Source organism: Deltaproteobacteria bacterium, from assembly GCA_040223695.1.
Lineage (GTDB): Bacteria > Desulfobacterota_D > UBA1144 > Nemesobacterales > UBA2774 > JAVKFU01.
In genome coordinates this window covers 152969-166359 of sequence record JAVKFU010000015.1, presented here as the reverse complement: position 1 = coordinate 166359, position 13391 = coordinate 152969, and the positions used below count along the sequence as shown (strand labels likewise).

Here is a 13391-nt window from a genome sequence, read left to right as displayed (position 1 = left end):
AGAAAAATGAAATCCAGATTGAATCAATTTATACTTATCTTTCCGGTTTTAATCGCTGTAACAATCTTATCCTGCAGCTCAGAGGAAAAAGCGGACATGAGCGGGAAGACATACGACGACCCCTTTGCGTACTGCGAGGCTGCCGGAACCGTCGATTCACCCGGCCCGGAATATAAGGGACCCGCTGTTCCTGAGTCAATCGCGGAAGGGTTGAAAAAAGAATTCGGCTCGCCGGAATCAGCCCCTACGGACGTGTTTAAGAGGGGCACATACTGGCGCTGCATGGACGGCAGGGTTTACGCGTGCAACGTGGGGGCAAACCTGCCCTGTACAGAAAAGGCCGACACGAGCAAAAACCCCAATAAGGGAATGACCGACTACTGTAAAGACAATCCAAACGCAGAATTCATCCCCGCTTACGCCTCCGGCCGCTCAACTGTATATGAATGGAAATGTAAAGGGTCAAAGCCCGAAATCGTCAAGAAGATTATCGATGCCGACCCGGTGGGGTATCAGAAAAACATATGGTATAAGATAAGCCCGCCTGAATAAATTCCGGCCGGGCTCCGTAAGTTTAACCCCTATGAACATGCGTAAACGAAAGAAACCCGTCGGCATAACCGGCTCGACGGACCAGGAAATCGAACGTCATCCGAAGAATGTCGAATTCAGCAAGGAAATCCACCAGAATAAATTACCTCTGTTTAAAATTTCAATAAGTTCGTTCCGGTTGTCGTGAAGAACTCATTTAAGGCAAGTAATATATTAAGGAAGCTTTAGAGGCGGGATGTTTAATCAGAAACGGGATTAAACTTATGTAAATAGTTATTCCTTCCGCTTGAGGATCCGTTTAACCGCGGAAACGATGCCGGGCGCGCTAAGGCCGAACTTCTTCATAAGCTCATCCGGCTCTCCCGACTCCCCGAACCTGTCCATCATCGCCACATATTCAATCGGCACAGGGCAGTTTTGAGAGACCACCTCGGCCACGGCGCTTCCAAGCCCCCCGTGAACCTGATGCTCCTCGGCGGTCACCAAAGCGCCCGTTTCCTCCGCGGCTTTTATAATCGTATCACTGTCGATAGGTTTAATCGTGTGGCAATTAATCACTCTCACGTCTATTCCTTCCCCGGAAAGCTCATCCGAAGCGAGCAATGCCTCGTACACGAGTGAGCCGCAGGCGACGACAGTAACGTCCCCTCCCCTCTTGTAGGTTTCAGCGCGCCCGATTTGAAAAGGCGTTTTTTCGGTGGTGATAACCGGAACCTTTTCCCTTCCAAAACGCATATAAACGGGGCCGTTCATTTCCGCAATCGATACCGCTGCTTTCTTCGCCTCCGGGTAATCGCACGGAACTATGACAGTCATATTCGGAAGGCATCTCGTTATAGCGATGTCTTCCATGGCCTGATGCGTAGCCCCGTCGGGACCTACGGATATACCGGCGTGAGCGCCCATAATCTTGACGTTGGCCATGCTGTAGCAGACGCTGACACGTATCTGATCCCAGTTTCTGCCGGGACTGAACGTAGCGTAGGATGATATATACGGTATCTTTCCCGAGAAGGCCATTCCGGCGGCTATACCGGCCATATTCTGCTCGGCTATGCCTATCTCCACGAACCTGCCGGGAAATGTTTCCCTGAACTCGGCCGATCTCGTGGACTCCGTAAGGTCGCAGCACAAAACGACCACGTTTTCATTCGCCCTGCCGGCTTCCACGACCCCCTCGCCGTAGCCGTTTCTCTGCGGAACCTGATCGGGTCCGTTGAATATATTCGCCGCCAGATGCATTTTATCGTTCAGTTTATTACTCATGTTCGCAGGTTATCTTTCCGCCGAGAGATCTCAGCTCGTCAAGCTCATCAAGCGCTTTTTCAGCCTCCTCTTTATTAGGCGGCTTACCGTGCCACTCAGGCTTGAACTCCATGAAATCGACACCCTTCCCCGGTATGGTGTGCGCCAATACGACAACGGGCTTCTCATATACCGCCCGCGCCTCCTCAAACGCCTCAATGAGCGTTCTCATGTCGTGCCCCCCGACCTCTATCACGTGAAATCCGAATGACGCGAGCTTGTCCTTTAAGGGCTCAAGCGGCATGACGTCCTCGGTGAAGCCGTCAATCTGAATGTTGTTCCTGTCAATTATAAGAGTGAAATTATGAAGCCTGTTCTTCCCGGCAAACATTATCGCTTCCCATACCTGCCCTTCGTCCATCTCCCCGTCCCCCACCATGCAGTAAACCCCGGACATGCTACCGTCCATTTTTCCGGCAACCGCCATTCCTACCGCGATGGAAATGCCCTGTCCGAGCGGGCCGCCCGAAGCTTCGAGTCCGGGAACCGTCCCGCGGTGCGGATGGCCCTGGAGCCTCGATCCCAGTTTTCTGAGAGTCATCAGCTCCTCTACAGGGAAGTAGCCCGATTCCGCCAGCGTCGCGTAGAGCACGGGACATATATGAGCGTTACTCAGAACAAACCTGTCCCGCTCCTCCCAATCGGGATTTTTCGGGTCATGCTTCATCACATGAAAATAGAGCGTGGCAAATATGTCGGCGGTGCCGAGAGAACCGGCGGAATGCCCTGAGCCCGCTTCCTCAAGCATTTTAATAATATCTTCCCTTATAAGATTCGCTTTATCTTCGAGATAGGCTACCTGTTCGTCCGTCACTCCCACGGAATTTTCGCTCCTTAAAATAAGTGGCATCCTTCGACTGCACACTCCGTGTGCGCTCAGGATGAGCGGGTCGTTTTTATCGAACCTAATATAATCTATTAATCACAGCAATTCCAATCAGGGCCGGTTTTAAGTGATACCTCTTAGTCGCCGATAAAATTTACCGTGATTATAGTGCCAGTAATCTATAAAATGAAGAAGAAATGTTAGTACCCGTCACATTGAATAACCATGGGGATGAAACATTAATATGGTTAGTCTTAAGCGGAGCCCGTCGATACAGGTTCGAACCATATGAAACCCAAGCTCCGGACGGGTCTTTGATTCAGCGGTGCCTGAATATTTTTATGCAATAGATCCGGACGGGTGAGTAACAGGCTCCCTCTATAACGTCATATTATCTAACACAGGTTTGCGGGGAAATCCGTAAAGCGGGGGTGGAATAATTACTCCATTTCGCTTGCGCAGCTTACGCAGCGGTCCGTGTAAGGCAATGCCTCCAGGCGACCCGTGGGGATAGGATCGTCACAAATTGAACATATGCCGTATTCGTCCTTTTCCACTCTGTCGAGTGCGACTGTTATCTGGCTTAATTCGGTGCGGATGCTCTCATCGAGCGCTTCGACCACTTCCTCGTTTTCACGCTCGATTGCCTGCTCTTCCCAATCCTTCGCGTGGGTTTTCCTGAGCGACTCCGCGACTTTATTCAGTCTGTCCTGGAGCTCCGCCTGTCTAGATTTAAGCTTTTCTATTATCACTTCATACTCTTTCATACATTACTCCGGGAATAATTAAAACAACTTATTAAAAAGATTAACATTTATTCGCAATTTTAGAATAGCAAAAAGCCCGGATAAAGTAAAATCGGGTTTGGGTCAGTTTAAACAGCACAGGGCCTCCGAATAATAATATACCGCCCGGATACCTACAGGTTTTTATGTTTTAGGGTTGTCGTGATTTTTAGCTGTGCTTATTTAGAGTGTCAGAAAACTTGGAGTATCGTTTTCTTGAAGAGCGGGTTTAGATCGTCCATTGACGAATCTCTTATCATCCAGCAGTCTATCTCGCTACTGTCACGGGTAAGAACCAGGTTGTATCCGTGCTCCTTGCCCCACTTCATCTGCTCGGAGAGGCATGAATACTGCTCCTGCTCTCCGACATTAAGGGCATCGACGGGCTTGCTCAAGGTTGTTTTCTTGATCTTCCCGATATATATGCTGCGTGAGAACTTAGTGCCCGTATGGGCTAAATTGTCCGTATTTAACATTTTGCACCCCATGCCTTAATTGTTAATCAGGGATAATATAAGGGTTAATTGCCGGATTTCAAGGGGTAATTGGAGATTTTGAGAATTTTGAAACCCACACTTAATAAAAGAATATAATACTACGACGGAATTCCTTTTCTATTTGCATTTGTCAACCAGTGCTTAATTTGCCCAACAAATTCCCATACGTCATTGGTACTGGGCTTCATATAATTAGGCAAGCTGGGATCTTCACCCATTTTTTCAAATATATCTATAAGCCAGTCAGAACCATGGCCCACACCTTGGAGCCCAGGCAGCCATGATTCCAATTCCCCCTTGCGTACAACAAAGAGACCATAATCAGCTAATTTGTCAAACAGATTATTGGCTGCTTCCTTGTCAGTTGGACTTAGAACAGAAACTCCACCATCACGTTTCATATCTTTTCCAGTTTCTTCAAATTTTTTCTTTACTGAACTTCGTAGTGAGGCAAGTGAAGCATGTTCAAGCTCTGGCGCAAAACCGGACTTTAGAAAATTCGTCCAGACAGATCCACCATCTTTTATTATATCTATATCTATAATTCCGGCGGCAGGTATACCCAGCTCTCGCAAAGGGCGTATAATTGTGTGTATTGTTTGTTTATTCTGTGCATTTAAAAATAAACAATTTGGTATCCCTCTATCAGGATCATTCAAAATTAAACGTTCATTAATTTCTTGATAAAAGGCACGGTCTGAATCGGACTCAGTAACAACTATAAATTCATAAAAAAGTCCTGCCAAAACCCCTGTTGATCTTAACAATGGATTCCTCATCAACCTCAAAATATCATCTTGTGGCAGTATTCTAGCAGTAGCAGAACTGTTACGGTAAGTTAATCTTACAATAGTCACTGGTGCGCCTGATTGAATACATCCCATGACAAAATTAGTACTATGTGTTGAAATGAAAAGTCTTTTTTCAGACTTAGAACTAGCTCGAGCGATTTCTTTTCCTAATTTGAAAGATAGGGCAGGATGTAAAAATGCTTCTGGCTCGTCAATCAATAATACAACCGGATCACCAGCAATTATCTCAGTTATAATACCAGTAAATGCTTTGACCCCATCACTCGTCGCGTCTATAGGCATGGCCTTTGAATGGTAGGACACAGCTTCTTCATCAATACCTCGCTCTTGCCTTATGTCTTGTGGATAATAGTATGCCAGCCTCAGCCTAAAACGTCCTAACTTTGTAGGATCAATTACAAAATAATAGCCAAAAGCATCGAATATAATCCTTCTGACTTCTTGTCTCTTTGAATCATCCGAAAATAAAACCTGAAAACTGGTTTGGGGATGTTGTAAATCACCAGCTTCTTGTTCATTTATGAGATTAATTCTATTTTTCCCATCTAGAATAAGAGTATTAAAAGCTAAATACCAAGGACAAAATTGTTGGGACCTAGCATTTGGGTTTGCGAACGCTTCAAGTAATTGTTTCTTGTTTACCTGATTTCGTACACCTTTCTTTCCAATTATTATATGATCGGAATAAACAGATTCACCAAGTTTAGGTGTGAGCAAATTATTTTTTATTTTAATTTCAGCAACTTGTTCGGAGAAAGACTCAAATTCAATTTGGTCAAGTATCAAATTTAAATTATTTTTTTGCCCATTGCGACAAAATTGATTTATCTCATCTAAGACTTTACTTTTCCCCGAATTATTAGGGCCTACAAACACGGTTACCGGTGTCGTACTAATAACTTCTGCTGGCAGACCTAGAGCCCTACCGAATTTTAGCCGAATACTTTTAATCATCTGTGACTCTTACTCACATGATATAACAATAAGATAAAAATATAGTAATTCTTATTTCGATTGTATATGAATTACAATCAGATAGTCAATACTATAGTGGATAGGATAAATTAATAATAGTTGGTCAAAGTATTAATATTACAGTGATTACAAATTTACACGCTCTAACACGGCTCGCTTTTCTTACACGACTCGATGCAGTTGTCCTCGACTTTCGGCCTGCAGCACTGAGCCCCTGTGTCTATGTTCAGGCAGCAGCACTGATTGGCGGAGCAGGTTTCGTCGCCGCAACTCTTCTTGGCTACGACAATATCAGGGCCGGATGTGAATCCGGTGAGGAAATTCATATCCTGCTCGAGGTCCATGCCTGTAAAACTTAACACTTCGGGCTGCTGAGACTCGGCCGGTTGATTTGTCGCAAAGAATATTCCGCCTGAAACCAGCAGAACGAATACCGCAAGGAAAGAAAGTAGTCTGATCTTGTTTTTCATGTTTTAGTGTCCCCCTGTTATGACAAAAGGATTAATTAAAATACTCGTATTTGCAAGTGGAATTTTTATTTTTACGAAGGAAGGGGAATGACATCCATCGATAGTTCGACAGGCTCACTACTAGGATGAGGGGGTTGAAAGGATGAGATTGCCGCGGTTGCTTCGCAACCTCGCAATGACAATGTTGGGCATATCGGAGTAGGAGAAAAAAAGATGGGATTGCCGTAGGGGCTTTGTTTGTTTTAAAGGTGCCGCTTCTCCCGGCACAGTTACCAGATTGCATTCGATCCGCAATATTGATAGAATGAAAATTGGAAATGTATCCAGGCCGGGCAGCAGCTTTGTCCCGGGAGAAACATTGGAAGAAAAGATAATGAACTATCCGAATCCGGAAATACTGGTAAGCACTCAATGGCTCGCGGAGCATGGGGATGAGCCCGACGTGGTTATAGTTGACTGCCCGTGGGAATATTACTCTTACACACGAGCACACATACCCGGCGCGGTTTGCCGTCCCGGACACGCGTATGTCAAAAGCATAGATCAGGATGGGAATCAAAGCCTGTTTGTCGCGAATGAGAGCGAATTTGAGAAACTGCTTGCCGAGCTTGGAATCGGTGCGAATTCGACCGTAGTTCTTTACGACGAATGGGGTTCAATCTTTGCATCCCGTCTATGGTGGGTCCTCAGATACTACGGATTTCAGAACGCGAAAATTCTGGACGGCGGGTGGCAGAATTGGGTATCATCCGGTTTACCGATCAGCTTCATTAACTCCAAGCCCGGCGAAGTGGAAGACCCGGTTAGTCTGACACCACGTCCTGACAGGATGATCACGCAGGACCAATTGATAAAACAATACAAGGACCAGGAAGTTCAAATACTGGATGTTCGTTCCGAGGATGAATATTTCGGGCGCGCTGCTCACGGCAATAAAAGGGTGGGACATATTCCCGGAGCCAGCCATTTAGAGTGGAATCTTTTCCTTGAGAACTCAAATGACAGCGAAGGGGTAAGAAAATTCAGGTCAGCGGACGAAATAAAATCCATACTTAGCAAGGCGGATGTAGACGGAAATAGAAACATTGTAACCCACTGCCAGGCCGCCGTGCGCGCTACATTCGTGGCCTTTGCCCTTGAGCTGATGGGTTATACGCCCGCAAGAGTTTACGACGGTTCGATGGCTGAATGGGCGAACATGGATGACACGCCGCTAGAATAAAAACTATAAATTAACAGGTATAAACTTCCTCATCCCTTGCTTCTGATTTGCTCTTAAACCAGAATTCGACCGGGCTCAGGATGAAGGGATTAAAAAGATGAGATTGCTGCGCCGCTTTGCGGTTCGTAATGACTATGTAGGGTTGACTGAGGAGTATGGAAAAGGGACACCCTTCGATTGGACTCAGGAGGAATGAGGCATGATCACCCCCATCCTGACCCGCTTTGAGGTAGGGAACATTGAGTCGGGAGTTAAAGAGCATAAGTGCCTATTAGGCAGTGGCGTCCGATTCCTTGCACGCTCGAAATCGTTCCCCTCTATATGGGGAAGGAAGTAAAAAACAAAGGAAGATTTTTCGCGGAGTTTATGCTGAGTAGATCGAATGGCTCGAAATGGCATCTTTCGACTGCACACTTCATGTGCGCTCAGGATGAGGGGGTTGAAAAGATGAGATTCTGAAATAAATTCAGAATGACACAATTGAGATTGCCGAGCCGCTTTGCGGCTCGCAATGACGGATTAACGGATTGCGCCCTTCGACAGGCTCAGGGTGAGCGTGCATGAGGACGCCCCCTGAAAATGAAAGAAGTGGATTCCCGATAAAGGCGCTCGGGAATGACAAGGAAAAGATAAAACATTAAATTTTCTTTTCCTTGATGAAAAGAAACAAAAATCACCGACTGCACGGAATATGGCTAAAAATGCTTTATTAAGGCTAAAATCTTTTAATCCAACCGCGATTAGAATTGTAGTTTAGTGAAGCGAGACTAATTACATTGTTGCTTAATAGGAAAGGGCGTCCGATTCCTCGCTAGCTCTAAATCGTCCCAAAAAGATTTTTACGTCTCAATAAACCATTTTCTAAACGCCAATTCTGTGATGTCGAAAAATAAAAAAACATTGAGGAATGATAAAGAAAAGGCAAGGATGAGATCCTGAAATGTATTCAGGATGACGACTAGCTAAAATGGATTGTAGAGCCGCTTTGCGGCTCGTAATGACAAAGTAACGCTGGCTGAAACGATGGAAAAAGAGGTAATCCCCAACCACGTTAAGGATTAAAGGTGGTTCTACATTTCTAGTTATAAACCCTGATTTCGTTGTAGAGGGCGTCTCTCTCTACAGGGATGAAGCCCGCGCTCTTTATCATGTTGACCATGAAATCGCGGGTGTGCCCTAGCTCTGACGGAGCGCCCGCGTCGTGGATTATCTTCTCCCGCATTATAGTGCCGTCGGCGTCGCTGCATCCGTAGTGGAGCGCAACCTGGGCCATCTTCTCGCCGAGCGTAATCCAGTAGGACTTGATATGAGGGAAGTTGTCGAGATAAAGCCTGGCCAGCGCGTGTACCTTAAGGTCATAGGAGGCGGGGAAGAACTTCACCTGCTTCTTGAGCCCGGTATTTTCCGGCTGGAACAGCACAGGAATAAAGGCGAAGAAGCCCGGGGATTCGTCCTCGACGTTCCTGAGTCTCTCGAAATGATCGACAACGTGGAAAGGCTCTTCGATATGTCCGTAGAGTATGGTTGCGTTTGTGGGAATGCCCATGCTGTGGGCGAGCCTGTGAATCTCCTCCCACCTCGTGGCTACGGTCTTGGGGGCGCATATCTTCTTCCTAACATCCGGATGAAGAATCTCAGCCCCTCCCCCTGTGAGCGCGTCCACGCCTGCATCCCTGAGCGTCTCAAGCACCCCTTCCAGGCTCTGGCCGCTTATCTCCGTAAACCAGTCAATCTCAACGGCGGTAAAGGCCTTGACGTGGGTCCGGGGAAAGTTGTCCTTGACCAGCTTTATGATGTCCAGATAATCCTCGAACTTCCAATCGGGATGGAGTCCCCCGACTATATGGACTTCCCTGATCTCATCGCTGAGGACGGACAATATCTGCTCGTGAGAGAGCTCGTAGGCATTGGCGGACTTTTTTGTAGTTCCGAAGGCGCAGAACCTGCACGATATGGCGCAAATATTCGTAGGATTGACGTGCCTGTTGACGACGAAATAGACCCTGTCCCCGTCTTTCTTGCGCTTCACGTAATCGGCCAGCATGCCGACCGCGTTTATATCGGCCGTACTCATAACGGTCATTCCGTCCTCAAACGTGAGCCGCTGCCCTTTTTCCACCTTGTCTATTATCGGGAAGAGCTCTTTATCGAAACAGAGTCTTTCTACGTCTTCCAGTATTCGTTCCATCTTTCGGTTACCGTCTCCTTTACGTCTTCAGACATTTCAATTACCTTAGGATACCAGTTTTTCATCGTTGCATCTATCCCCATCCTGCCTCCGTACACGACGGCGGAGCCTCTGAGCTCCGTGCGCTCGAATATAACGTCCAGATAGGGGTCGAACCTGGTAAATATACCCCATATTAGCTCCGTGTTGTCGTGAATGTCTATATCGGGGCTCACGGTTGCTATGATTCGGACATCTTCATACCCGGGGGTTTTGAATATCTTGTTTATCATACCTTTGGGGTCCTGCTCGAGCTTGATTGCGAGGATTCCGCCCTTAAGGAGCCTCCAGTCGATAATCTCCTTATGCTTTTCCCTCGGATCGGGGAGCGTCGCCGGAACCTGCCTCTTCTTTCTTCCTGCGCCCTGTTCTCTGACAGCGTTAATACCCATCTTGCTTCCCACATTGAGCTTGCCGCTCGTAAAATCGAGCGTATCGAGCGGGGCCCAGGGAATCATCAGAAAATCCTCGTCAGGGTCGAAGTTCTCTCCTATTTCGGTAAGAACGGCGTCCCAGTCCCTGGGGTTGACGTCGCTTGAAACCGTAATCATTACCTTGGTCAGGAGGAGCTGTCCCGTGCCCCACAGGGCAAGCATGGCCTTGATGCCGTTCTTCGGGTAACGCTCGTCCACGCTAACGACGAGCAGGTTGTGAAATCCCGCCTCCGGATAGGCCCACATGTCCCTGACCTCCGGGTGGATAATTCTTGTGAGCGGAGAGAACATATCCCCCGCAGCCATGCCCAAAAAGACGTCTTCCTTGGGCGGCTTGCCCACTACGGTCGCGGGGTAGATCGGATTAATCCTGTGTGTTATTTCGTTAAGGTGAAATACGGGGAAATCCGCCTCCATCGAATAATGCCCGAAATGGTCGCCGAAGGGGCCTTCCTCCCTGAGCTCGTTCTGGGGCACTACGCCCTCGATAATGAACTCGGCGTTTGCCGGAACCGTAAGCGATAGGCTCTTCGCCTTTACCATAGGTATCGGCTTACCCCTCAGGTAGCTCGCGAATGCGAGCTCGTCCATGCCTTCGGGAAGGGGCGCAATTGCGGTGAATATCATCTTGGGGTCGCCGCCCAGCACAACGGCGGCTTCGAGGTCCTTGCCAGTCTTTCCGGCTTCGTGGTAATGAGCGGCCCCGCCCTTGTGTGGATGCCAGTGCATCCCGGTGGTTTTCTCATCGTATATCTGAAGCCTGTAAATCCCGAGGTTTCTCCTGTTCGTCACGGGATCCTGAGTCAGAACCAGCCCCAGTGTGATAAATCTTCCGCCGTCGAGCGGCCAGCATTTTATAACTGGCAGCTTGTCGAGATTCGGGCGTTCCTCTATCTGCTGCGAGATTCCGTGCTTTACTTTTTTGGTCCTCATGGACAGAAGGTCGTACGCCTTCGGAAGCACAGAAAAAAATGATTTGAGGGACGGCGGGTTTACCTTGTGAAAGAGCTCGACCAGCTCCTCGCCGACTTCCCTCGGCTTTCTGCCGAGAGCGAGCTCGACTCTCTCCTCAGTGCCGAAGAGGTTAATCGCAAGCGGATACGCGGCGCCCTTAACGTTCTCGAAAATAAGGGCCGGGCCCCGCTCCTTAATGACGCGCGAGGATATCTCGGTTATCTCCAGTATCGGGTCCACTTCGGTCTTAACGCGCACGAGGTCGCCTATGGCTTCAAGGTAATTTATGTACTCCCGAAGATCGTAGAACTGCTTTTTGGACATATTAAATCATTTACCTTTTCGAGATTCAAATAAAGACGAAGGTCCAGTTGTTTTAGAATTACAGCGACTTTAATAACTTATCATATTGACTGTGAGAACCTATCCAGAACCACACCACAGTATTTTCTTCAACCTTCAAAACACCCATAGCCCGCTATCCGATTCCTACTCTGATTGTCAAGACCCGGATGGTATGGATTATCTTTCCATACCTTATAATTCTTTCGCGCTGTCTGTTTAACTCTCTCGGGAAGATTCCTGAAACATCTAATGAAATCTTCTGTCAACTCCGATTTCACAATTCGTCGAATCCCGATTTTTTGGTTTTACCGGCTTCAGATTCTTCCAAGGCCTTTTTCGCCGGCTTATCAATTTTCGGGTGCGGTCTGGCCAATGCTTCATTCCACCTGCGCTCGTTTTCGATGTCATCCATTATCTGCTTTGCTATTTCATCCTGGAGGTCAGGCGGTAATTTTTCTATTTTCTTTAATGCTTCTGAAAGTAGCTCTCTCATATTTAGCACCTCAATTCTTGCTATTCAAGCTCCTCGTGCTTCCAGCCGTTTCCGGTTTCGACACCGATAATATTAAGCACCTTGTCGACATAGCCCTCTATCAGGCCCTCAACGCTTTCGGCGTTCATGTAATGGGGAGGACTGATCGGCATAATCACAGCCCCTTCCCTCGAAAGCTTGAGCGCGTTCTCAAGCGCTATGGAGCTGAGAGGGGTTTCCCTGAGGGCGATCACGAGCCTCCTCCTTTCTTTGAGAGCCACCTGGGCTATCCTGGTAATCAAGGTATCTGCGATGCCGTTTGCTATCTTGGCAAGCGTGGAGACGGAGCACGGTATAATCACGAGGGAATCGAAATGATTGCTGCCCGAAGAAAACGGCGCCCCCAGGTCGGAATCGCTGTATATATCGTTCACCCAGGGACGGAGCTCCTCGGTCTTGAGCCCGAGTTCTTCGTAGAGCACCCTTTTTCCCCATTTGCTCGCTATCAGATATTTGTCTTCAGGGCATCTTCTGAGGAAATCAACACCGTAAGCGACGCCCGAAGCACCGGTAAATCCCACTATAGTGCGCATTACTAGGGTAAGTATAGCCCAGAGAGCACAAAAAGGAAGACGGCGAACCCTACCAGTATGTTGATTTTAAAAAACGCCAGGTCTACATCCTCCGATTTTTTATGCTCCAGGAAGAGCAGTAGTCCTATCAGAGCAAGGAATACCGCCGCGAAAATGGTTTTAAACATGTAGAAATACAAAAACGCGATCGAAAAGAAGGCGGCCTGATGGAGAATTCCCGAAATAAAGAGACCCGTGTCCCTTCCGTACGCGGAAACTATTGAGCTGATGCCCTTACCTTTATCGAACTCCTCATCGAGTGTCGCGTAAATAATGTCGAATCCCGAAACCCAGAAGAATGTGAAAACCGACAGCACAATACCGGGAAATATGCTTTTAAACGAGCATGTTACCGCTACCCATCCACCAAGGGGAGCGAGCGCAAGGCCGAGACCCACCCCGAAATGACAGAGCGGCGTAAAGCGCTTCATCAGAGGGTAAAGAATGAATACGAGCAGTGGAATGGGGGAAAGGAATAAAACGAAGTCGCAAATCAAATAGGCGGAGAGAAAATAAACGATAAGACCGGCCAGGGTTATGGCGTAGGCATTTAACAGGCTTATCTTTCCAGCCGGCAATTCCCTGTCCTTTGTCCTGGGATTGAGGGCGTCTATTTTTCTGTCGATAATCCTGTTTACCGCAAGCGCCGCGGTACGCGCCCCCGTTCCCGCGAATATAATTAACACGAGGAGTCTCACGCCGGGCAGCCCGCCCCACGCCAGAAATGCTCCGGCAAAAATAAGGGGGAGAGAAAAAAGGGTGTGCTCGAATTTTATAAAATTTCCGAAGTCTTTAAGTTTTTCCATTCGTTGCCTTACGAATTTTCAGAACTGGGATTTCAGTGTACTTTACTTTTAATTCCTCTTCTATACAATAACCCGAA

General features: G+C 47.6%; 14 protein-coding genes and 1 pseudogene. 3 read left to right on the top strand and 12 right to left on the bottom strand.

Annotation, left to right across the window (positions count from 1 at the left end; genetic code table 11):
• Positions 1-6: 6 nt before the first annotated feature.
• Positions 7-552 carry a hypothetical protein gene (locus RIG61_04950; GenBank protein ID MEQ9618502.1) on the top strand — a complete coding sequence of 182 codons (546 nt, stop codon included), beginning with the start codon at positions 7-9 and terminating at the stop codon, positions 550-552.
• A 273-nt stretch (positions 553-825) separates the two neighbouring features.
• On the opposite strand, the gene RIG61_04945 is transcribed toward RIG61_04950, so the two are convergent.
• From RIG61_04945 to RIG61_04920, 6 genes are all read right to left on the bottom strand, one after another.
• Positions 826-1818, bottom strand: a complete 993-nt coding sequence (locus tag RIG61_04945) for a transketolase family protein (GenBank protein ID MEQ9618501.1) — start codon at positions 1816-1818, stop codon at positions 826-828.
• Entirely contained in the window at positions 1811-2707 is an 897-nt protein-coding gene (locus tag RIG61_04940) for a transketolase (protein ID MEQ9618500.1), read from the bottom strand. The genes RIG61_04945 and RIG61_04940 overlap by 8 nt, the downstream gene beginning before the upstream one ends.
• 416 nt (positions 2708-3123) lie before the next feature.
• Positions 3124-3450, bottom strand: coding sequence for a TraR/DksA family transcriptional regulator (locus RIG61_04935; protein ID MEQ9618499.1), 327 nt, complete (start codon positions 3448-3450; stop codon positions 3124-3126).
• 209 nt (positions 3451-3659) lie between these two features.
• A complete protein-coding gene (locus RIG61_04930) occupies positions 3660-3944 on the bottom strand; it encodes a hypothetical protein (GenBank protein ID MEQ9618498.1) in 285 nt (94 codons plus the stop codon).
• Positions 3945-4063: 119 nt separating this feature from the next.
• Complete coding sequence (locus RIG61_04925) at positions 4064-5731, bottom strand: AAA family ATPase (GenBank protein ID MEQ9618497.1); 1668 nt, start codon at positions 5729-5731, stop codon at positions 4064-4066.
• A 164-nt stretch (positions 5732-5895) separates the two neighbouring features.
• Complete coding sequence (locus RIG61_04920; GenBank protein MEQ9618496.1) at positions 5896-6222, bottom strand: hypothetical protein; 327 nt, start codon at positions 6220-6222, stop codon at positions 5896-5898.
• Positions 6223-6580: 358 nt separating this feature from the next.
• On the opposite strand from RIG61_04920, the gene RIG61_04915 reads away from it, so the two are divergent.
• Positions 6581-7444 (top strand): sulfurtransferase, encoded by an 864-nt coding sequence (locus RIG61_04915; protein ID MEQ9618495.1) that lies wholly within the window; start codon positions 6581-6583, stop codon positions 7442-7444.
• Positions 7445-7708: 264 nt separating this feature from the next.
• Positions 7709-7903, top strand: coding sequence for a hypothetical protein (locus RIG61_04910; GenBank protein ID MEQ9618494.1), 195 nt, complete (start codon positions 7709-7711; stop codon positions 7901-7903).
• 619 nt (positions 7904-8522) lie between these two features.
• Here RIG61_04910 and mqnE read toward each other — a convergent pair.
• The 6 genes and pseudogenes from mqnE to RIG61_04880 all read right to left on the bottom strand — a co-directional run bounded on the left by mqnE (position 8523) and on the right by RIG61_04880 (position 13314).
• Positions 8523-9632, bottom strand: a complete 1110-nt coding sequence (mqnE, locus tag RIG61_04905; GenBank protein MEQ9618493.1) for an aminofutalosine synthase MqnE — start codon at positions 9630-9632, stop codon at positions 8523-8525.
• Positions 9608-11383 (bottom strand): menaquinone biosynthesis decarboxylase, encoded by a 1776-nt coding sequence (locus RIG61_04900; protein ID MEQ9618492.1) that lies wholly within the window; start codon positions 11381-11383, stop codon positions 9608-9610. The genes mqnE and RIG61_04900 overlap by 25 nt, the downstream gene beginning before the upstream one ends.
• A gap of 58 nt (positions 11384-11441) precedes the next feature.
• Positions 11442-11682, bottom strand: a pseudogene (locus tag RIG61_04895) (hypothetical protein).
• Positions 11679-11897 (bottom strand): hypothetical protein, encoded by a 219-nt coding sequence (locus RIG61_04890; GenBank protein MEQ9618491.1) that lies wholly within the window; start codon positions 11895-11897, stop codon positions 11679-11681. The pseudogene RIG61_04895 and the gene RIG61_04890 overlap by 4 nt, the downstream one beginning before the upstream one ends.
• Positions 11898-11917: 20 nt before the next feature.
• Complete coding sequence (locus tag RIG61_04885; protein MEQ9618490.1) at positions 11918-12469, bottom strand: UbiX family flavin prenyltransferase; 552 nt, start codon at positions 12467-12469, stop codon at positions 11918-11920.
• A 2-nt stretch (positions 12470-12471) separates the two neighbouring features.
• On the bottom strand, positions 12472-13314 hold the full coding sequence (locus RIG61_04880) for a UbiA-like polyprenyltransferase (protein MEQ9618489.1): 843 nt from the start codon (positions 13312-13314) through the stop codon (positions 12472-12474).
• Between the last annotated feature and the right edge of the window lie 77 nt (positions 13315-13391).